This window comes from Arthrobacter sp. V1I7 (assembly GCF_030817015.1).
Taxonomy (GTDB): domain Bacteria; phylum Actinomycetota; class Actinomycetes; order Actinomycetales; family Micrococcaceae; genus Arthrobacter.
This window is the reverse complement of the sequence record NZ_JAUSYS010000001.1, coordinates 3756913-3776863: the sequence shown is the minus strand read 5'-3', so window position 1 is coordinate 3776863 and position 19951 is coordinate 3756913. Positions and strand designations below refer to the sequence as shown.

Genomic DNA, 19951 nt, shown 5'->3' with positions numbered 1-19951 from the left:
GCTGAAGCATTGAGTTGAGCGCTGAGCTACTTCTTCAGCTCCGCGACGACGAAATCGATGCATTCGAGCAACGCCGAAACGTCGTCCGGTTCGATCGCGACGAACGTGGCGATGCGCAGCTGGTTGCGTCCCAGCTTCCGGTAGGGCTCGGTGTCCACGATGCCGTTGGCCCGCAGCACCTTGGCGATGGCCGCGGCGTCTATCGAGTCGTCAAAGTCGATCGTGGCGATCACATTGGAACGGTCCTCGGCCTTGGCCACGAACGGGGTGGCGTAGTCGGAGGCTTCGGCCCAGCGGTAGATCCGCCCGGCCGAGTCCGTGGTCCGGCCGGTGGCAAAGTCCAGGCCGCCGTTGGAGTTGAGCCACTGCGTCTGGGCGTCCAGGGTGATCAGGGTTGCCAGTGCCGGGGTGTTGTAGGTCTGGTTCAGGCGGGAGTTGTCAATCGCCGTCTGCAGGTCCAGGAAGTCCGGGATCCAGCGGCCGCTGGCCTTGATCCGTGCCGCACGCTCCAGGGCGGCGGGGGAGAAGAGGCCAAGCCACAGGCCGCCGTCGGACGCGAAATTCTTCTGCGGGGCGAAGTAGTACACATCCGCTTCGGCCACGTCGACGTCGAGTCCGCCGGCCGCGGAGGTGGCGTCGACCAGCACGAGGGCACCCTCATCGGCGCCGGCCACGCGCCGGACCGGGGCGGCCACGCCGGTTGAGGTCTCGTTCTGGGGCCACGCATACACGTCGACGCCGGCCTCCGCCCGCGCCGCCGGACGGGTGCCGGGCTCGGACTTGATGATGGAGGAGTCCGCCAGGAACGGCGCCTTGTTGGTGGCCGCGGCAAACTTCGAGCCGAACTCGCCGAACGAAAGGTGCTGGGCCTTGCTCTCCACCAGTCCGAAGCTGGCGATGTCCCAGAACGCGGTGGAACCGCCGACGCCAAGGACGACCTCATAGCCCTCGGGGGCGCGGAAGAACTCGCTGAGGCCGTTCCGGACCGAGCCCACGAGGTTCTTGACCGGAGCCTGGCGGTGCGAAGTTCCCAGCAGCGTCGCCGAGGCAGCCGAGAGGGCATCCATCTGTTCCGGACGGACCTTGGACGGTCCGGCGCCGAACCGGCCGTCCTTGGGGAGGAGATTTGCGGGAATCGTGATGCTGGTGTCGCTCACAGGGGCTCCAATTTTCGGCTGGTACAAAGCGTGGCTTGGGGGCGGCCCGGCAGGGGTGGCTGCAACGAAGCCTCCTTTTCATTCTGCCTGACTGCCGCGCGCGGGCGGGAAATGGGGCCGTCATAGTCCGGTCATTGAGACGTGTGCACGCAGCCGGAGGCCGTCGGGGAGAGCCGGTGATTATCCGGAGTAATTCAAAATAGGCTAGGCTGTGCTGCGAACGTACGGCGGACCCCGCCAAGGCACGCCGCGCGCATCGGCACGCGGTACGGTGGAAATGACGCAAGGACGGCGCTCGAGGAGCTGAACTCAATGACGGATCTGATCGATACAACCGAGATGTATCTGCGGACCATTCTGGAACTTGAAGAAGAGAACATTGTCGCCCTCCGCGCCCGCATCGCCGAACGGCTGCGCCACTCCGGACCCACGGTCTCGCAGACCGTCGGCCGGATGGAACGGGACGGCCTGGTGGTTGTTTCCGGGGACCGGCACCTTGAACTGACCGAAACGGGCCGGAAACGGGCCATCGGGGTCATGCGCAAGCACCGCCTGGCCGAGCGGCTTCTGGCCGACGTCATCGGCCTCGACTGGGCCTACGTCCACGAGGAAGCCTGCCGCTGGGAGCACGTGATGAGTGAGCGGGTGGAGCGGCGGATCTTCGAGATGCTCAACCACCCGACCGTTTCTCCCTACGGAAACCCGATCCCCGGGCTCGCGGAGCTCGGCGGCCTGCCGTCCCAGCCGTACGCAGTCGGCGTCGGCGTCGTGAACCTGCTCGAGGCGATGACCGGCTACGGCGCCGGTTCCCGGATTACGGTGAACCGGCTCGCCGAGCCCATCCAGGTGGAACCCGAACTGCTCGTCCAGCTGGACGAAGGCGGCATTCGTCCCGGTGCACTCGTGTCCCTGGAGCGCGTCGGGGAGTACATTTCGGTCCGGGTGCCGGATATCGAGGGCGCCCTCGAACTGCCCCCAGAGGTCGCCGCCCACGTCTTTGTTACCGTCGGTTAACCAGCCGTGACTCGTTGCTCGTGGGACCACCCATGAGTTGTGCACATGGAAGATAACGGGATTATTACTAGGTGCCTTAATCGCCTATAGTTAATGACCAGTACCGATACCAAAGCGTTATCTGATCCGAAGCCGAGCTCTGCCAGCGGATCAGTCGCCGAATCACCTTCTGGCAGAGGCGGGGGAACCACTTCCGGCTGTTTCCGAACAGCCTTGGGGTGAAGTCCGTCAGCGGCAAGCACACTCCACCGAGGGACTCTTCTGAATTCCCCTGTGTCTGGATGCTTGTTCACGGCGGACCGGGTCTTTGATCTCTCTGACCCGAATCCGACAGCTAACTCCGCAGGCTATCCAGAGAGGAACCGTTCTTGACCACCCAGACCACCCGGGGCCGTCGTCGTGCGACCGGCCCCGCTCCGGAGCCGCGCCCGGCCGTCGTCGTTTTGACGGACCGCCCGCGTGATGCGCACCGCGATGAACGCCGCGGCCGCCGGAGCCCGTTCCGGCAGGTAACGGACTTTGCCGCCGCCAGTGGCGTGGGGCAGCGGGCCGGCATCGCCCTGGCCGCTACCGGTCTGGTCTTGACGGTTACAGTTCCCGCCACCGGCCCGGTCATGGCCACCGACGGAGGCGCCTCGAGTGCGATCGCCGCCGCCTCGCAGCCTGACGTGACCGCCGCTTCCGCCGCAAAGATCGACTTCAGCCGCACCGCCGTGACCACCAAGGGCGACCCCGACGGAAAACTCAAGCAGCTGCTGAGCGCCCAGTCAGCGGGAAGCATCACCCGCGCCGCCTCCTCCGGGAGCCTCGGCGCGCCCATGGACAAGATGGTGACAGCATCGCCTTTCGGTTACCGGGTCAGTCCCATCACCGGCGGCTCCGGCGAGTTCCACCGGGGCCAGGACTACGCCGCGCAATGCGGAACGGCAGTCCTGGCCGCTGCCAGCGGCAGCGTCACGTTCACCGGCTGGCACCCCTTCGGCGGCGGCAACCGCGTGGTGATCGACCACGGCAACGGCCTGGAGACCACGTACAACCACTTGTCCTCATCCAGCGTGCGCGTTGGCCAGCAGGTCTCCCGCGGTGACGTTGTGGCGATGAGTGGCACTACCGGCGCGTCCACGGGCTGCCACCTGCACTTTGAAGTGATGGTCAACGGCGACGTCGTCGACCCCACCGGCTGGCTCTAGCCGAGTGATGACTCTCACATTATTGCGACACGCCGTGATCTGAATGTGACATTGCATCCCTATTGCGGTAACGTTTGAACCACGCCAACTTCTCCGAAGTTGGCGCTCTTGAGTGGATTGCCTAACTCTGCCACCGCTCAAGGTCCTTTCGCATGACATCGTCTGGCAGGGGCGGGGGAACCAATTTTGGTCTTCGCAAGAAGACCTTGGGGTTAAGTCGCAAAGCTTCCCAGGAAGCAGCGCGGCCGGGTGACTCCCATCCGAATCCGACAGCTCACCTCGTAGGCATTGGGAGAGGCTACTTTCGTGTCTTCACGCCACAATGCTGCGCGCCTGCGCGCTGGCGCGGCTCTGTTGAGCCCGCTGAAATCCAAGTCCCGTGCTGCCCTTGCCGGCGCCCGGAACGGATCTCACTCCGCCGACTCGATCTCTACTGAGTCCGGCCCGCAGGCCACGCACCTGCACGCAGTTCCCGCTTTTGGCGCGTCTTCGCAGTACACCCTTCGCTAAGTAACCCATTTCGGGGCGATCCGGCGTACCCCCAAGATGCCGGAGCGTCCTTACTCCGCGCCTGAAAGCGCGGTCCAAGGATCACGAAAGAGAGAACTTAATGACTACTCGTGCGAACTCTGCACGGCACCGCGCCGAGGTCACCAAGACCGGCTCGCTTGCTGTCATTGCCAAGGCTGTCGGCGAGAACGCTGGCACCATGGGCCGCCAGGCTGCAGTCGTAGCAGCCGCTTCCGGCCTCGTCCTGACCAGCGGTATCGCAGCCAACGCTGCCGAGACCAACGTTCAGCGCGAATCCACCTCGGCTTCCGCCCTCGAAATCCAGTCCGCCACTCCGGCAACGATTTCGGCAGCATCAACCATTGCCATCTCGTACGAGAAGCCGGCCGTTTCCACCTCGCCGGCTCCGGCCGTCGAGGCTGCGAAGCCGGTCCTCAAGGTCCAGGATTCCAATTCTGCAGCCGGCACCCAGGCTGCCTCCGGCGCCTCGGCCACCACGCAGGGACTGTCCGTTGCCAGCGGCAGCGGCGCAGCGATCGCTGCCGCCGCCTACGCCCAGATCGGCGTGTCGCAGGACTGCACGCGCCTGGCCTCGAACGCCCTGGCTGCCGCGGGCGTCAACTTCCACGGCTGGCCGGCCGGCTACCTGTCCCTTGGCCGCACCGTGGGCGCGGCTGAGGCTCGCCCGGGCGACCTCGCGTACTACAAGAACGGTGGCGTCGGCATGCCCCACATCGCTGTGTACGTGGGCAACGGCATGGCCGTCCACGGCGGCTGGAACGGCGGAACAACCGCGCTGTACAGCGCCAACGTGGGTTCCGGCCCGGTCTTCATCCGCGTCGGCGGCTAAGCACCGAGATACCACCGGTCTCCAGCATTGAGAGGACCTCCGCCTTGTGGCGGGGGTCCTCTTTGCGGTTGCGGCCGTGGTCGTCCGGCAGACACGCGCACTGCCGGGGGATAAAAATTCGGTGATCCGGCCCTTGGGTGTTTACTCTTGTGGTGTCGATCCATAGCCCGACCATGCAGAGGGCAGCCGGCCCTCGTGCCCCTGGCGGGTGCGGCCGTGAAGAGGTATGCGGATGCGCACTCTCGTTCTGAATGCTGGATATGAACCGCTCGCGGTAGTCACCTTCCGCCGGGCGCTCGTTCTTGTGCTTACCGGAAAGGCCAGTGTGGTGGCCGAGGGCGACGACCCGGTCGTCGGGCCACAAGACATACTGGGCCGGCCGTCGGTGATTCTGCTGCACCGTTACATCCGGCCCCGGTACAACACCATCACGGCGGTCAGCCGGCGGGGTGTGCTTCGCCGGGACGGGCAGCGCTGCGCCTACTGCGGTAAGGCCGCCCACACCATTGACCATGTCCAGCCCAAGTCCAGGGGCGGCGCCGATTCGTGGGAAAACCTGGTGGCCGCCTGCCTGCGGTGCAACAACGCCAAGGGAGACCATACGCCCGCCGAGATGGGGTGGAAGCTCGGCTTTGCCCCGGGACCGCCCAAGGGCACCGTCTGGCAGATCAAGGAACTCGAAAAGCCGGCGCCGGACTGGGATCCGTTCCTGCTCCCGGAATCCGCCGCCTGACGCGAGCGCCATTTTCCGATGCGGGACCCTACGGCCAGGACCGGATCGAGCCAACGCCGCGCTAGGCTGGGCCGGTGGAATTCGATGCTGTCATCCTCGCCGGCGGGCGGTCCTCACGTTTGGGCGGCTCGCCCAAGTCCCGCCTGGTCTCCGGCGGCCGGACCCTCCTCGATCACTCGCTGGAGGCCGCGCACGGCGCGGGCACGATCGTCGTCGTCGGCCCGGACCCCGGACCGCTTCCGGCGGGCGTGCTGACATGCCGCGAAGAACCGCCCTTCGCCGGCCCGGCCGCCGCCATCGCCGCCGGTCTCGCGGCCCTGGCGGCCCACCACTCGGCGGCCGGCACCGCACTGCCGGTGCCGGCGGTGACCCTCGTGCTGGCCTGCGACATGCCCCGGGTCACCGCCGCCGTGACGGCAATGCGCGAGGCGCTGGTGGCTGGACTGGAGGGCGACGGCGTTCTGGCCGTCTCCGCGGACGGGCGCCGGCAGCCCCTCGCCGGTTTTTATGGCACGGGGGCGCTAGAACGTTCAGTTGCGGAAGCCGCGCGGCGGGGCGCACTGGCGAACGCCTCCGTGTTCGCCCTTCTTGCTAGTCTTGACGTGCGGGGACTTCGCGTTCCTCCCGGTTCCACGGACGACGTGGACACCTGGGACGATGCCGCCGCCCTGGGGGTGTCCGGCCACACTCCGGTCCATGAACCGGACGAACGGTCCGGTGCTCCGGGACTGAACCCGACTTTGGAGGAAAACGGTGAAGAGCCAGGATGAAACGCTGGAAGACTGGTGCCGTGCCCTGCTCCAGGCCCTCGAACTGGAGGACGTCGAGATTGATGTCAACGAAGTCCTGGCCCTTGCCGGAGTAGCCGCACACTCCATAGTCCGCCCCGCGGCCCCGCTGACCACTTTCATCGCGGGCTTCGCCGCGGGCCTGGCCTCGGGGTCCGGGCAGGCCCCGGACGCCGTGTCGATGCAGTCCGCAATCGGAGTGGCCCGGAAACTTGCCCAGGACTACGCGTCCGCCGAAGCCTCCGGGGCATGACGCCTGCACCCCCTTCCGGCAGCGCGGCTGCCGCCGGAGAGAACTCCGCACCCGGCGGGATCCAGGCAGCAGCAGGGGAGGAAGAGGGCGCGGCGGGTGAACCGCAGGAGCCGCACCACCACCTGGCCCACACCTGGCAGGAGGCCCGGCAACTCGCCTTCGATTGCGCCGCACCCATTCCCGCCGCTCCCGTGCCGCTCAGGAACGCCCTGCGGCGGATCCTCGCCGCCGACCTCGAAGCGCTGCAGGACATCCCGCACTACGCCTCCTCGGCGATGGACGGCTGGGCCGTCAACGGCAGCGGACCCTGGATCCTGGCCGAACCCGGCCAGCGGCTGGCACCGCACCAGGCGAGCCCGATCGTCACCGGCGGCTTGATCCCGCCCGGGGCCAAAGCCGTTCTCCGCAGCGAGAGCGGCCTCATTTCGCCGGATGAGGACGGCCTGCCGGCCCTCAAGACCAGCGGTGCCGCCAAGCCCGGCGAACCGCGCAACGGCGAGCACATCCGTAAAGCCGGGGAGGAGGCTGCCGCCGGGGAGCTGCTGGTCAAGACCGGCACCGTGCTCAACCCGGCCCATCTGGCCCTGGCGGCCCTGGCCGGCCACGACACGCTGTCCGTCCTGGGCAAGCCGGTCGTCCGGCTCGTGCTTACCGGCTCCGAAGTCGTTCCGGCGGGAGTCCCGCAACCGGGGGAGGTCCGTGACACCTTCGGCCCGCAACTCGCCGGTGTGGTTGAGATGCTCGGCGGGATCTGCAGCGGCGAGGCCAAGATCGGCGACAGCTACAGCGAATGGCTCTCCGCCCTCGAGGATCAGGAACCGGCCGATCCGGAGGCCGGGCCCGCAGGGGATGCCGGACTGGAGAACCTGCCCGCCGACGTCGTCATCACCACCGGGGGCACCGGCCGCTCCGGCACCGACCACTTGCGCCGCGCCGTGGCCGAACTCGGCGGGCGGCTGCTGATCGACGGCATCGCGATGCGGCCGGGCCACCCCGCCGTGCTGGCCGAACTGCCCGATGGCCGCTTCATCATCGGCCTGCCCGGTAATCCGCTGGCGGCCATGATGGCTCTGTCGACCCTGGCGGGACCGCTTCTGGCCGCCCTCGGTCACGGGACAATCCCGCCGATCGTGGAGGTTCCGTGCGGTTCGACGATTGAACCCGACCCGGGCCGGACCAGGTTGATGCCCTTCCGGCTGCTCTACGGGATGGCATCGCCGGCCCAACACACCGGACCGGGCATGATGCGGGGCCTGGCAGCGGCCGACGGCGTGCTGGTCATGCCGCCGCATGGCGTCCAGCTGGGGGAGCTCGTCCCCGCCTTCGCCCTGCCGTGGGGCCCTCCGATCCCGGAACCGGGCGCCGCCGCGTCGACGGCCAAGACCTCTCCGAAGCGTCCGGTCCGGAAGCCGGCCGGCGCCGCCGGTCCCGTTGACTGGAGCGCCCTGTTTGAGTGATGCCGGGAGCCGGGAGCCGCCGCTGTGGCTTGCGCTGGCCACCGCGGCCGGTGCAAGCGAAAATGATTACATGTTGCTAAGGAGTTTCTGATGGGTCGCGTGACGCAGCGCCGCAAGGTGCACAAGTTTGTCCTGGACGGTTCTCCGCAGGCCCTCGAGTTCCCGGTCCGGTTCCGGGAGGACGTGCTCGCCGTGGAGGAACCGCTGGAGATCCGGCTCGGCCAGCTCTCCTACTCCGTCACCATGCGGACGCCCGGAAACGACTTCGACCTGGTTGCCGGCTTCCTCGTCTCCGAGGGTGTGATCTGGAGCCCTGACCAGCTTGTCTCCCTCCGGTTCTGTGCGGGGGAGGACGAAAACGGGGTCCAGACCTTCAACGTCGTGGAGGCGCAGCTGCGGCCCGACGTGGCACGGCCCGACACCGGACGGAACGTCTACACCTCCAGTTCCTGCGGCATCTGCGGCACGGATTCCATCGAGGCCGTCCACAAGTCCTCGCACTTCAGCCCGGCTGCTGACCCGCTCACCGTCCCGGTGGGGGTCCTCGCGTCGTTGCCCGACGCGCTCCGGGAAGCCCAGGCCGTGTTCGATGTCACCGGCGGGGTGCACGCGGCGGGGCTGTTCCGGATTGCCGACGACGGCTCCGCAGAGCTGCTGTGCCTGCGCGAGGACGTCGGCCGCCACAACGCCGTGGATAAGGTTGTCGGCTGGGCACTGCGGGAGGGACTGCTGCCACTGAGCGGCACCGTGCTCCAGGTCTCCGGCAGGGCCTCCTTTGAACTTGTCCAGAAGGCATCGCTGGCCGGCATCCCTGTGCTCGCGGCCGTGAGCGCACCCTCCAGCCTTGCCGTCGAGCTGGCCGAGGCCAGCGGAATGACGCTCGCCGGGTTCAGCCGCGGCACCACCCTGAATGTGTATGCGGGCCGCGACCGGATCTCCGTCCCGACGGCCGTGACTTAGGCGGCGCCTTGGCTGAACGCCGACGCGCGAAGTAAGTTTTAGCCATCGACTGGATTCAATCGGGCTTTATCCATTCCGGCGCTAAGAGGAACACATTGCACGACGACCGCCGTCTCACGGAAGTCCGGCTGGACCGCTTTCTGCGCGAACGCATCGTCCCCGCGGTTTACCCACGCAGTATCCCGCTCGCGTTGAGCAGCTGGCAGGTCCCCGATGAACCGGTCCCGGTTCTGGAGGCCCTCCGGCAGGACTTCGCACCGCAGGAACACTTTGCGGCCTGGGGCCGGCCCTGGAGCACCACCTGGCTTCGGCTCCAGGGTGAAGTGCCGGCCTCCTGGGGAACACAACCGGACACCGCGGTGGAAATCGTCGTGGACCTGGGGTTCAGCCGCGACCTTCCGGGATTCCAGTGCGAAGGCATCGCCTGGCGGCCCGACGGGACCATCGTCAAAGCTATCTCCCCGCGGAACCAGTACATCCCGCTGAAGCTCCTCGGCGGCGGAATGTCCGTGGATTTCTACGTCGAAGCCGCGGCGAACCCGGACCTCTCGCAGAGATGGACCTTCGCGGCCACCCCCTACGGAGACAAGGCGACGTCGGGCAACGAGCCGAAATACCGGCTGGGGCAGATCTTCATTGCCGAGCTCAACCAGACCGTCTGGGAGCTGCAGCAGGACATCTGGACGCTCAGCGGACTCATGCACGAACTGCCGATGGAACTGCCGCGCCGGCACGAAATCCTGCGGGCGCTGGAGCGCATGCTGGACCTGATGGATCCCGACGACGTCCCGGGAACCGCCGCCGCCGGCCGCGCCGCGCTCGCCGGGGTCCTGGCCCGGCCGGCCTACGCCTCGGCGCACCGGCTGCTCGCCACCGGACATGCGCATCTCGACTCCGCCTGGCTGTGGCCGGTGCGGGAGACCATCCGCAAGTGCGCCCGGACGTTCTCCAACGTGGTCGCGCTCATTGACGAGAATCCCGGGTTCGTGTTTTCCTGCTCCTCGGCCCAGCAACTGGCCTGGATCAAGGAATATTACCCGGAGCTGTTCGGGCGCATCCGGGAAAAGGTCAAGTCCGGCCAGTTCGTTCCCGTGGGTGGCATGTGGGTCGAGTCGGACACCAACATGCCGGGCGGTGAGGCGATGGCCCGCCAGTTCCTGGAAGGCAAGAGCTTCTTCCTGGACGAGTTCGGCGTGGAGTGCCTGGAAGCGTGGCTTCCGGACACGTTCGGCTACTCTGCAGCCCTCCCGCAGATCGTCAAGGCCGCCGGCAGCAAATGGTTCCTGACCCAGAAGATCTCCTGGAACCAGGTCAACCGGATGCCCCACCACACCTTCAACTGGGAGGGCATCGACGGCACCCGGCTGTTCACCCACTTCCCGCCGGTGGACAGCTACAGCTCCGAGCTCAGCGGCCGCGAGCTGGCCCATGCCGAACGGAACTACCGCGACCACGGCCGCGGCAGGCATGTCGCTGGTCCCGTTCGGCTACGGGGACGGCGGCGGCGGACCCACGCGGGAGATGCTGGCGGCCGCGCACCGCACGGCGGACCTGGAGGGATCCCCCAAGGTGCAGCTCGGCTCGGCGGCCAGCTTCTTCGCCCGGGCCCAGGCCGAGTACGATTCCCTCCCCGTCTGGGTGGGGGAACTGTACCTGGAACTCCACCGCGGAACGTACACGAGCCAGGCCAACACCAAACTCGGCAACCGACGCAGCGAACACCTGTTGCGGGAGGCGGAACTCTGGTGTGCCACCGCCGCGGTCCGGACCGGCTACAGCTACCCGGCCTCGGAGCTCAAACGCCTCTGGCGGCTGGTCCTGCTGCAGCAATTCCATGACATCCTTCCGGGCAGCGCCATTGCCTGGGTCCATCAGGACGCCGAACGCAACTACGCCGCCGTCGGAAAGCAGCTCGAAGCGATCATCGCTGGTGCTGCCAAGGCAGTGCTCGGCACGGGCGGACGGGACTTCCTGCTCAACGCGGCCCCGCACGAGCGGCACGGCGTGCCTGCCCTGGCTGCAGCCGAACCGGTCCGCGCGGAGCAGCCGGTGCGCGTGACCCAAGCCGAGGGCGGCTACATCCTGGACAACGGGGTGATCCGGGCCGTGATCAACCCCGACGGGCTGCTGGCGTCCCTGATGGACTACGCCAGCGGGCGGGAGGCGATCGCGCCGGGGCAGTTCGGAAACCTCCTGGAACTCCACCGGGACACCCCCAACGAATGGGACGCCTGGGACATCGATGCCTTCTACCGCCGCAACGCCCTCGCGCTGACCGCGGCGCGATCGGTGACGCTCGAACGCGAGCCCCGAGGGGAAAACCCCCCGGACCAGGAAGCCGCCGTCGTGGTGGTGGAGCGGGTGGCCGGGTCCTCCCCGGTGACCCAGCGGATTTCGCTGGCAGCAGGTGCCGATTCCCTGTCGATTACGACGCTGGTGGACTGGCAGGAGCGGGAGAAGCTGCTCAAGCTCGGCTTTGCGCTCGACGTCCGTGCGGACCGGTCAGCGGCCGAGACCCAGTTTGGGCACGTTTTCCGCGATACCCACCTCAACACCTCCTGGCAAGCGGCAAAGTTCGAGATCTGCGCGCACCGCTGGATCCACGTTGCCGAAGCCGGCTACGGCGTCGCGATATCGAATGCCTCCACCTACGGCCACGACGTCACCCGGAATGTCCGGGAGGACGACGGCGGGACCACCACCACGGTGCGCCTGTCGCTGCTGCGGGCGCCGAAGTTCCCGGACCCCGCAGCAGACCGCGGCCGGCATGAACTGACGGCGACGATCAGGCCCGGCGCCAGCATCGCCGACGCCGTCGAAGAGGGCTACCGCACCAATCTTGCACCCCGGATCGTTCAGGGTGCCCACGGCGTCCAACCGTTGTTCACGGTGTTCAACCAGGGTCTCGTCATCGAGGCCGTCAAGTTGGCAGAGGACGGTTCGGGCGACGTGATCGTGCGCCTGTACGAATCCCTGGGGGAGCGTTCCAGCGGACTGCTGAGGGCCAACTTCGGGGTCACGGGCGTGCACACGGTCGACCTGTTGGAGCGGCCCGTGGCCGCCCCCGGCGTGACCGCGGGACGGGATTCGGCCGAGCTGGTGCTCCGGCCCTTCCAGCTGGTGACCCTGCGCTTTGTGCGCTGAGGGGTTTTTGCTGAGGCGGGCGAGCGGTCCATCCGCTCCACAGCGGAAGCGTCCATCGGCTCCGCAACGGAAGCGTTAAACAGGCTGAGTGGTAGCGGTCCTATCGGACCGCTACCACTCATCCCCCCCAATGGCGCTTGGGCGACTGACTCGGCTCCGCACGGCTGACTTCCGTTCGCGAAGCGATCGTCGCTTTCACACATTCATGATTCTCTCATGGTCTAATGATTTTGTGAATGGCTACCCGGTCTTCTTGCGAATTGTTGCGTCGGCGGTGCCGCGCGGCTGGGCAATCAGCCCGGCGAACCAGCACGTAGCCCAGGACCGCCGAATAGTTGGCCAGATGCTGTCCGAGCGCCCAGGCCGGCGGGGCCAAGGACCCCGGAACGCTGACCCCTATCAATTGCGGCTAGTCTGCTTCTTCGGAGCCCGCTTCGCCACTATCTTCCCGAGCCAGATCAGGGCAAGGCCTAGGACGAGGCTGAGGATGGCGGAGTAGTTGAACAGGAAGCGCAGGTATCCCAGCTCGGGCGGGATTATCGGGGACAGCAGGCTCAGGGTGATGGCAACCGATCCAACGGCAAGGAAACCCGCGCTGAGCCGCACCAGGGGCGGCAGCCTGCTGGCGAGAGTCCGAAGCATGGCCGGCAGCAGGGCGAGGGTCACGTACGCGGGGTAGAGTCGGCCCGCTGCCCCGTAGTACTCCACCAATGCGGCATGGTGGTCGTCTTTGGCGGACACCGCCGCCATCCCGGCGGAGGACCCTTCTGTGTCCATCAGCAGAAAGACCACCAGCACTGTCACCGAGGCTGCTCCCAGTACTGCGATTCCCGGCCGCCCGGTGATGAGCCGCAGAGCGTCGTCGGCACCGAAGCCCCGTGCCACCCGGAGGCCGAGGGCCAGAATGGCGCCGAAGATGATGAAGCGGAGGATGAGGTTGGCCAGGTTGGTGCCGCCCAGGGCCTGGTCGACGGCGACGTACGGGCCTGTCAGGCTCAGCAGGATCGCCACCGTCATAAGGGCGTAGATGAAGAACAGCGATCTGTTCTCACCCCGCAGTGCGCTGGGGGCCCGGGCGATGGCCATAATGGCGCAGACCGCCAGCGTGGTCCATTGCAGGATTGCGATCATCCGAGGTTCTCCCAAATCTTTTCTGTTTGTGCTTGTTCATGCTCCTGGCGGCGGAGGGTCTTTCCCAGTATTTGCAGGCGCTCGCCGGCCAGCGCTGTCAGCTCACCGTCCGAGAGCGCGTCCAGGGCTGATTGCTTCGCCCCCGGCGCCCAGCCGGCCTCTTCCTCGGTGATAAGACCGGTAGCGACGAGTCCGCCCGTGAATCCTACCCCTGCCGCGCGCGCGGTGGCGACGGCTAGCTCCGGGGAGAGCCGGTTCGCCGTCAACTGCGCCGAGAAGTTTTGGGGTGCAACGCCGGTGGCTGCCGACACCCGGTGCCGCAGCTCGCCGTCGTCGATCGCGTCCACCCAGTTCCGCACCGAGGTCGCATGCGGGGCGGGGCTGAGGGCAGGCGGGGCGGCATGCCCCTCCCCGGGGTGTCCTTCCCCGGCGGCCCCGTCCCCGAGGCCCCCGTGCGCAAGGGAGGAGCGCTCGATGACGGCTCGCAGCAGGTCCAGCGTGGCGATCTGGCTGACGAGCTCGGAGGCGGTGGGCGGCTGCGGTTCCCCCGCAAGTTCCGAGTAGTTCGCAAAGGAGCCCAAAGCCGCCAAGGGACTGAGCCCCAAGGCCCGGCTGATGCTGACGAGGGTGGTTTCCGCCACCTTTCCGCGCACCAGTTGCTGGGCAAGGGTGGTGCGCTTGATGCCGGAGATCCTGCAGATATCCGCGGTGCTTGCCGTCGGAGCAACACTAAGAAGCCAGAGTTGAAACGCTTTGGCTGGTAAGGGCATCTACGGCTTCCTGCGGGCTCGGTGGGGCGGGCGGCAATGGTCGTGCGCTGGCGCAGGGGATCTTCCGGGGCGGATTTTACGGGAGGACCTGATTCAACTATGCTAAATGGTCGAACCCGCTGGTCCGTACACCCCCCAAGTCCGGACCAGCGGGTTCCTTTCTGCCCGGTGTTGACTGCCGTTAGGGGATACGCCTGCGGGGGCCCGGTTTGGGCCACGGTGAGAGGATGGACTAATGACTGCAACCCTTGTTGCCAAAGACCTTTCCGGTGGTCACGACCACCGCACCCTCTTCTCAAAACTTTCCCTGACTGTCGCGCCGGGCGACGTGGTTGGCGTCGTGGGCGCCAACGGGGCGGGCAAATCCACCCTGCTCCGGCTGCTGGCCGGCGTCGACGCGCCGCAGGAGGGCACCGTCAGCCTGGCCCCCGCGGACGCCTTCGTGGGCTGGCTGCCGCAGGAACACGAACGCCTCGCCGGCGAAACAGTGGGCGGATATATTGCCCGCCGCACCGGGTGCGCCCGGGCGACCCTCGAGATGGAGTCCACCGCGGAGGCCCTCGGCTCGGGGGCCCCGGGCGCCGACGACGCCTACTCCCTTGCCTTCGACCGCTGGATGGCGTCCGGCGCCGCCGACCTGGAGGACCGCATCCCGCCGGTGCTCGCCGACCTTGGCCTCGACGTGGGACCCGATGCCGGGATGACCGGGCTCTCCGGCGGCCAGGCCGCCAGGGTGGCACTGGCGGCCCTGCTGCTGAGCCGCTTCGATGTCGTGCTCCTGGATGAACCCACCAATGACCTGGACCTGAACGGCCTCGCCAAACTCGAAGCCTTCGTGCAGGGCCTGCGCGGCGGCGTGGTCCTGGTCTCGCACGACCGCGAATTCCTCGCCCGCTGCGTGACCACCATCGTGGAACTGGACCTGGCGCAGAACTCGGTGGCCGTCTACGACGGCGGCTACGAGGCGTACCTGGAGGAGCGCGCCGTCGCCCGCCGGCACGCCCGGGAACGCTACGAGGAGTATGCGAACACCAAGGCGGACCTCGTTTCCCGGGCCCGGACCCAACGTGAATGGAGCTCCCAGGGCGTCCGGAACGCCATGAAGAAAAACCCGGACAATGACAAGATCCGGCGCGCGGCCAGCACCGAATCCTCGGAGAAACAGGGCCAGAAGGTCCGGCAGATGGAATCCCGCATCGCCCGCCTCGAAGAAGTCGAAGAGCCCCGCAAGGAGTGGCAGCTGCAATTCAGCATCGGCCAGGCCCCGCGGTCCAGCGCCGTCGTATCGACACTGCGCGACGCCGTGGCCCGCCAGGGGGACTTCAGCCTGGGACCGGTGAACCTGCAGCTGAACGCGGGTGAACGGATCGGCATCACGGGGCCCAACGGGGCCGGCAAGTCCACCCTGCTGCGCCTTCTGCTCGGCGTGCAGCGGCCCGATTCCGGCGAGGCCTCCATGGGCGCCTCGGTGGCCGTGGGCGAGATCGACCAGGCCCGCGGGCTGCTGGCCGGTGCGCTGAAGCTGGGCGATGCCGTCGAAGCCGTGCTCACGGACCTGACGTCGGCCGAAGTCCGCACCCTGCTGGCCAAGTTCGGGCTCAAGGCGGACCACACGTCCCGCCCGGTCGACTCGCTCTCGCCGGGAGAACGCACCCGGGCCGCCCTGGCGCTGCTGCAGGCCCGCGGCGTGAACCTGCTCGTCCTCGACGAACCCACCAACCACCTTGACCTGCCCGCGATCGAACAGCTCGAGGAAGCCCTCGAAAGCTACGACGGCGCGCTGCTGCTGGTCACCCACGACCGCCGGCTGCTGGAGAACGTGCGCCTGGACGCGCGCTGGGACGTGGAAAACGGCGTCGTCACCGAGCTGCTGACTGCTGCCGACCCCGCACCCGGCTCCCGGACTGGCGCACCCAGCGGACGAGGCACCGCCCCGAAAGGCAACAACCCATGAGCATGGACCGGGTGGCCTGGAGCTCCCTCTACAACATCACGCGCGCCTCGAGCGGCTCCAAGCCGTTCTCGAAGGAGACGCTCAAGCGCGTTCTCGGCTTTGCCCGTCCGCATAAGGGCAAGCTGATCGCCTTCGTCCTGCTGTCGATCCTGATGGCCGTGCTGGCCGTCGCCACCCCGGTCCTCGCCGGCCAGGTCGTGGACGCGATCATCGCCGGCGCCGGCACCGACGTCGTGGTCTGGCTGGCCGTCCTGATCGCCATCGTGGCGGTCGCCGAGGCCGGGCTGGGACTCGTCACCCGCTGGCTGTCTTCCACGATCGGCGAAGGCGTGATTGTGGACCTCCGCACTAAGGTCTTCGACCACGTGCAGAAGATGCCGATCGCCTTCTTTACCCGCACCCGCACCGGGGCCCTGGTCAGCCGGCTGAACAACGACGTGATCGGGGCGCAGTCGGCCTTCGCCGGAACCCTGTCCGGCGTCGTCAGCAACGTCGTGGCCCTCGCCCTGACGCTGGTGGTGATGCTGGGCAAGTCCTGGCTCGTGACCGTGCTCGCCATGATCCTGCTGCCGATCTTCCTGATCCCGGCCCGCCGGATGGGCTCCAAGCTGGCCGACCTGCGCCGCGAAGCCGCGGAGCACAACGCCGCGATGGGCACCCAGATGACCGAGCGGTTCTCCGCCCCCGGCGCCACCCTGGTGAAGCTCTTCGGCCGTCCCGACGAGGAGTCCCGCGAGTTCGCCGTCCGGGCGGGACGGGTGCGGGACATCGGCGTCCGGACTGCGATGCTGCAGTTCACCTTCGTGACCGCCCTGACGCTCGTCTCGGCCCTGGCCCTTGCGCTGGTCTACGGCCTCGGCGGCTTCCTGGCGCTGCAGGGGCAGCTGGCCGCCGGCGACGTCGTCGTGCTGGCCCTGCTCCTGACGCGCCTTTACGCGCCGCTCACCGCGCTCTCCAACGCCCGGGTGGAGATCATGAGCGCGCTGGTCAGCTTCGAGCGGGTCTTTGAGATCCTGGACCTCAAGCCGCTCATCCAGCAGAAGCCGGACGCGGTTCCTTCGCCTGCTGGCCCGCTCTCGGTCGAGTTCGACGACGTCCGCTTCGCGTACCCCGCGGCGGACAAGGTGTCGCTCGCCTCGCTGGAGGACGTGTCCACGCTGGACACCCGCGGCGGCGAAGAGGTGCTGCACGGAATCAGCTTCCGGGTCGAACCCGGCCAGACCGTCGCCCTGGTGGGCTCCTCGGGCGCCGGCAAGTCCACCATCGCGCAGCTGCTTTCGCGGCTGTACGACGTCGATTCCGGCGCCGTCCGCTTCGGCGGCACCGGGCCCGGCAGCGGCGTTGATGTCCGCGACCTCACCTTCGATTCAATGCGCCAGACCCTCGGCATGGTGACGCAGGACGGACACCTGTTCCACGAAAGCATCGCCTCAAACCTGCGCCTGGCCCGCCCGGACGCCACCGAGGAGCAGATGTGGGACGTGCTGCGCCGCGCCCGGCTCGAATACATGATCCGGTCCCTTCCCGATGGCCTGGACACCGTGGTGGGGGAGCGCGGTTACCGGCTCTCCGGCGGCGAACGGCAGCGCCTGACGATCGCGCGCCTGCTGATTGCGCAGCCGCGCGTGGTGATCCTGGACGAGGCCACGGCCGCGCTGGACTCCACCAACGAAGCCGCGGTGCAGGAGGCCCTCGGGGCCGCGCTGGAGGGCCGCACCGCCGTCGTGATCGCGCACCGGCTCTCCACGATCCGCGCCGCGGACGCGATTCTGGTGGTGGAGGACGGTGCCATCGTGGAGCGGGGAACCCACACCGAGCTGCTCGCCGCGGACGGCCGCTACGCGGAGCTGTACCGGACCCAGTTCGCCGAGGCGACGGCGGTGGCCGAAGAGGCCGTGCCGGAGCACTAGTCCTGGAGCTCCGGCCGGGCCAGGGGTCGGAGGCCCGGTGTCCGGAGGTTTACCGGCCGCCGGCTGTCAGGGCGGGCAGCACGTGGTCGGTGAGCAGCGGGGCGAGATCATCCGGCAGTTCGGCGGCCAGGTCCAGCCACCGGATCTCGGCGATCTCCGCTGAGGGCCGGGCACTCCAGACGCCGGGCGCGGTGAAGACCGTGGCCTCGATCTGGGTGGCCGCCTCGTTGGCGGCGTCCGCGAGCCAGGTGCCCAGCAGCGCCAACGCCTCCGGCGCCAGCACGATCCCGACCTCTTCTTCGAGCTCGCGGGACGCGGTCTGGGCAGGGCTCTCGCCCGCCTCGGGCTTGCCGCCGGGATGCATGAACTTGTCGGTGCCGCGTTTACGGACGGTCAGGAGGCGTCCGGCGTCGTCGAAGACGCAGACGGCGGAGACCACAATGAGTGCGTTCACGCGTCCGGGCCTGGGGCTCGGCGCAACACGGATTCGAGCAGTTGGTCCTTGGCCGGGCCGGTGACGTCCCAGCGGTAGCGGAATTCGTCGGGCCCGATCAGGGTGTAGCCCACCCGGTAGCTGTCCGGATCGCACCAGTGCTGCGCGTGGCTGCTGTCAGTGCCGAACCCCATGCGGTGGAAGGGGCGGCCGTCGGCAAAGAACATGTCCATCGTGCCGCGGGAACCGGAAGGGCGCAGCAAATACTCCCGGCTGGCCGGTGCGGTGAAGGGAGCGCCGCTGGTGGAAGTCCAGACGAAGGTGCCTTCCTCACGGAAGTGGAGGGCGCCGTCGTCGTCGTCGGGGCCGGTGACGGGAGTGAAGCGCGCGACGCCGGTGAAGGTTCCGCGGGTGCCGGTGGACCGGTCCAGCAGCGTGCGTTCCACGCTCCAGCTGCCCTGCAGATAGGCGCGGAGGTCGAAGTCCGGAGCGGTGCCCGATGCTGGCGAATTCAAGTGCCCTCGATTGGAATCGAACCAACGACACCGGCTTTAGGAGAGCCGTGCTCTATCCACTGAGCTACGAGGGCGGGCGTCTTCGCTGGCCGGCCGCTGGCCGGCCCGTTCGGACACGGATATAAGCATACAAGGTGAGGGCCCGTACTACGCTCTTGGCATGACAGCCCCAGCCTCAGACGCCCCGGAAGACGTTCTCTACATCCCGGATGTGGCATCCACAAGGTTCTACCTCGGAGCCCTGGCCCTGCTCAGCGTGCTGCAGTATTTCGTGGCCGAGGCGGCCGTCATCGGCGCGTGGGCCGGGCCGGAACCCTACAGCCGCCGGACGGGCTACATCAGCGATCTCGGCGCCGTGGGCTGCGGCGTGTTCGACGGCCGGAACGTGTGCTCCCCGGCCCACCTGCTGATGAACGCCTCGTTCGTGGTGCAGGGCGTCGGCATGATGGTTGGGGCTTGGCTGTTGAGCTCGGCCCTGCTGTGCGTCGCGGCGCGGACAGGCGTCCGGATCCAGCGGCGCCCGGGCCGTCGCTCGCCGTCGCGCACAGCGCTGGCCGCACGGCTGCTCAGTTTCACCGCCGGGGCCGGAACCGTCATTGTGGGACTGGTGCCGGAGGATGTCGGCTCCGGCTGGCACGACGCCGGGGCGGTGATGTACTTCGTGGCCGGAGCGTTGGCCCTACTGCTCCTGGGCTGGCTCTGGGTCCGGCAGACGGCGCTGGGCTGGTTCATTCTGGTCTGCGGTGGCGTGTCCCTGGGCGCGGTCATCACGGCTGGAGTGACCGGGTTGGCCGTACCGGAGCCGGGAACCCTGGAGCGGCTGATGGGATACCCCATCACCGTCGGCATGGCTGCAGAGGGCCTGGTGGTCGCCCAGCGGGTCCGGAGCTCGGCAGTTGCGCGGCAGCGGGCGCGCAGCGGGGCCACCGCGCAGCGTTAGGGCGGCGGTCGGAGCGCGGTCGGAGCCAGTCCGGAGCGCCATCGGAGCGCAGCGGCAGGCGTCCGCGGCATTGTGCCATTGGCCGCCTTGGGTGTCCGGGCGCTGCCCTCCGGATGACCATGGGCAACGTTTGGTGTCTTATGTCTCATAAGTGCGGTGGCTTGCATTATCATGAGGGCACTCACCGGAATGTTCCGGCAGTTCGTGCGCGAGCAGTCTCTAGTGTGCCGGGTTGCCGATTT

The 19951-nt window shown here is 68.0% G+C and carries 16 protein-coding genes, 1 tRNA gene, 1 pseudogene and 2 riboswitches; of the genes and pseudogenes, 12 read left to right on the top strand and 6 right to left on the bottom strand.

The window, feature by feature from the left end; all coding sequences use genetic code 11:
* Window positions 1-26 precede the first annotated feature (26 nt).
* The gene (gene serC / locus QFZ69_RS17300) at window positions 27-1157 is read right to left on the bottom strand and encodes a phosphoserine transaminase (RefSeq protein WP_306913097.1); all 1131 of its coding nucleotides are present in this window, start codon (window positions 1155-1157) and stop codon (window positions 27-29) included.
* A 312-nt stretch (window positions 1158-1469) separates the two neighbouring features.
* Between serC and QFZ69_RS17295 the strand changes: the two genes are divergently transcribed.
* From QFZ69_RS17295 to QFZ69_RS17255, 9 genes and pseudogenes are all read left to right on the top strand, one after another.
* Window positions 1470-2171, top strand: a complete 702-nt coding sequence (locus QFZ69_RS17295) for a metal-dependent transcriptional regulator (protein ID WP_306913095.1) — start codon at window positions 1470-1472, stop codon at window positions 2169-2171.
* A gap of 145 nt (window positions 2172-2316) precedes the next feature.
* Window positions 2317-2535, top strand: a riboswitch (cyclic di-AMP (ydaO/yuaA leader).
* A gap of 4 nt (window positions 2536-2539) precedes the next feature.
* Window positions 2540-3361 (top strand): M23 family metallopeptidase, encoded by an 822-nt coding sequence (locus tag QFZ69_RS17290; protein WP_306913094.1) that lies wholly within the window; start codon window positions 2540-2542, stop codon window positions 3359-3361.
* 108 nt (window positions 3362-3469) lie between these two features.
* A riboswitch (cyclic di-AMP (ydaO/yuaA leader) is annotated at window positions 3470-3663 on the top strand.
* A gap of 308 nt (window positions 3664-3971) precedes the next feature.
* Window positions 3972-4721, top strand: coding sequence for an NlpC/P60 family protein (locus QFZ69_RS17285; protein WP_307000302.1), 750 nt, complete (start codon window positions 3972-3974; stop codon window positions 4719-4721).
* Between the two features lie 232 nt (window positions 4722-4953).
* Entirely contained in the window at window positions 4954-5454 is a 501-nt protein-coding gene (locus QFZ69_RS17280) for an HNH endonuclease (protein ID WP_306913092.1), read from the top strand.
* A 74-nt stretch (window positions 5455-5528) separates the two neighbouring features.
* A complete protein-coding gene (locus QFZ69_RS17275; RefSeq protein ID WP_306913089.1) occupies window positions 5529-6224 on the top strand; it encodes a molybdenum cofactor guanylyltransferase in 696 nt (231 codons plus the stop codon).
* Window positions 6208-6495: a DUF6457 domain-containing protein gene (locus tag QFZ69_RS17270; RefSeq protein WP_306913087.1), complete on the top strand. Its 288-nt coding sequence runs from the start codon at window positions 6208-6210 to the stop codon at window positions 6493-6495. Before QFZ69_RS17275 ends, QFZ69_RS17270 begins: the two co-directional genes overlap by 17 nt.
* Window positions 6492-7952 carry a molybdopterin molybdotransferase MoeA gene (locus QFZ69_RS17265; protein ID WP_306913085.1) on the top strand — a complete coding sequence of 487 codons (1461 nt, stop codon included), beginning with the start codon at window positions 6492-6494 and terminating at the stop codon, window positions 7950-7952. Before QFZ69_RS17270 ends, QFZ69_RS17265 begins: the two co-directional genes overlap by 4 nt.
* 90 nt (window positions 7953-8042) lie before the next feature.
* Window positions 8043-8912 (top strand): formate dehydrogenase accessory sulfurtransferase FdhD, encoded by an 870-nt coding sequence (gene fdhD / locus QFZ69_RS17260; RefSeq protein WP_306913084.1) that lies wholly within the window; start codon window positions 8043-8045, stop codon window positions 8910-8912.
* A gap of 95 nt (window positions 8913-9007) precedes the next feature.
* Window positions 9008-12056, top strand: a pseudogene (locus tag QFZ69_RS17255) (alpha-mannosidase).
* A 399-nt stretch (window positions 12057-12455) separates the two neighbouring features.
* On the opposite strand, the gene QFZ69_RS17250 reads toward QFZ69_RS17255, so the two are convergent.
* Both QFZ69_RS17250 and QFZ69_RS17245 read right to left on the bottom strand, forming a co-directional pair.
* The gene (locus tag QFZ69_RS17250) at window positions 12456-13187 is read right to left on the bottom strand and encodes a hypothetical protein (protein WP_306913081.1); all 732 of its coding nucleotides are present in this window, start codon (window positions 13185-13187) and stop codon (window positions 12456-12458) included.
* Window positions 13184-13957, bottom strand: a complete 774-nt coding sequence (locus QFZ69_RS17245) for a hypothetical protein (protein ID WP_306913080.1) — start codon at window positions 13955-13957, stop codon at window positions 13184-13186. The genes QFZ69_RS17250 and QFZ69_RS17245 overlap by 4 nt, the downstream gene beginning before the upstream one ends.
* Window positions 13958-14192: 235 nt before the next feature.
* Between QFZ69_RS17245 and QFZ69_RS17240 the strand changes: the two genes are divergently transcribed.
* Together QFZ69_RS17240 and QFZ69_RS17235 are read left to right on the top strand one after the other, a co-directional pair.
* Entirely contained in the window at window positions 14193-15911 is a 1719-nt protein-coding gene (locus QFZ69_RS17240) for an ABC-F family ATP-binding cassette domain-containing protein (protein WP_306913079.1), read from the top strand.
* A complete protein-coding gene (locus QFZ69_RS17235) occupies window positions 15908-17821 on the top strand; it encodes an ABC transporter ATP-binding protein (RefSeq protein ID WP_306913077.1) in 1914 nt (637 codons plus the stop codon). Before QFZ69_RS17240 ends, QFZ69_RS17235 begins: the two co-directional genes overlap by 4 nt.
* Window positions 17822-17870: 49 nt before the next feature.
* On the opposite strand, the gene QFZ69_RS17230 is transcribed toward QFZ69_RS17235, so the two are convergent.
* The 3 genes from QFZ69_RS17230 to QFZ69_RS17220 form a co-directional block, all read right to left on the bottom strand.
* Window positions 17871-18275: an NUDIX domain-containing protein gene (locus QFZ69_RS17230; protein WP_306913075.1), complete on the bottom strand. Its 405-nt coding sequence runs from the start codon at window positions 18273-18275 to the stop codon at window positions 17871-17873.
* Window positions 18272-18769, bottom strand: coding sequence for a DUF6314 family protein (locus QFZ69_RS17225; protein WP_306913073.1), 498 nt, complete (start codon window positions 18767-18769; stop codon window positions 18272-18274). Before QFZ69_RS17225 ends, QFZ69_RS17230 begins: the two co-directional genes overlap by 4 nt.
* A gap of 1 nt (window position 18770) precedes the next feature.
* A tRNA-Arg gene (locus QFZ69_RS17220) sits at window positions 18771-18843 on the bottom strand.
* Window positions 18844-18929: 86 nt separating this feature from the next.
* On the opposite strand from QFZ69_RS17220, the gene QFZ69_RS17215 reads away from it, so the two are divergent.
* The gene (locus QFZ69_RS17215; RefSeq protein ID WP_306913071.1) at window positions 18930-19709 is read left to right on the top strand and encodes a DUF998 domain-containing protein; all 780 of its coding nucleotides are present in this window, start codon (window positions 18930-18932) and stop codon (window positions 19707-19709) included.
* Window positions 19710-19951 lie beyond the last annotated feature (242 nt).

What these genes read in the sequence shown, in the direction of transcription:
- QFZ69_RS17250 (WP_306913081.1), bottom strand. Translation starts at nt 13,187, where the DNA reads ATGATCGCAATCCTGCAATGGACCACGCTGGCGGTCTGCGCCATTATG.
- QFZ69_RS17245 (WP_306913080.1), bottom strand. Translation starts at nt 13,957, where the DNA reads ATGCCCTTACCAGCCAAAGCGTTTCAACTCTGGCTTCTTAGTGTTGCT.
- QFZ69_RS17235 (WP_306913077.1), top strand. Translation starts at nt 15,908, where the DNA reads ATGAGCATGGACCGGGTGGCCTGGAGCTCCCTCTACAACATCACGCGC.
- fdhD (WP_306913084.1), top strand. Translation starts at nt 8,043, where the DNA reads ATGGGTCGCGTGACGCAGCGCCGCAAGGTGCACAAGTTTGTCCTGGAC.
- QFZ69_RS17265 (WP_306913085.1), top strand. Translation starts at nt 6,492, where the DNA reads ATGACGCCTGCACCCCCTTCCGGCAGCGCGGCTGCCGCCGGAGAGAAC.
- QFZ69_RS17295 (WP_306913095.1), top strand. Translation starts at nt 1,470, where the DNA reads ATGACGGATCTGATCGATACAACCGAGATGTATCTGCGGACCATTCTG.
- QFZ69_RS17285 (WP_307000302.1), top strand. Translation starts at nt 3,972, where the DNA reads ATGACTACTCGTGCGAACTCTGCACGGCACCGCGCCGAGGTCACCAAG.
- QFZ69_RS17240 (WP_306913079.1), top strand. Translation starts at nt 14,193, where the DNA reads ATGACTGCAACCCTTGTTGCCAAAGACCTTTCCGGTGGTCACGACCAC.
- QFZ69_RS17215 (WP_306913071.1), top strand. Translation starts at nt 18,930, where the DNA reads ATGACAGCCCCAGCCTCAGACGCCCCGGAAGACGTTCTCTACATCCCG.
- QFZ69_RS17280 (WP_306913092.1), top strand. Translation starts at nt 4,954, where the DNA reads ATGCGCACTCTCGTTCTGAATGCTGGATATGAACCGCTCGCGGTAGTC.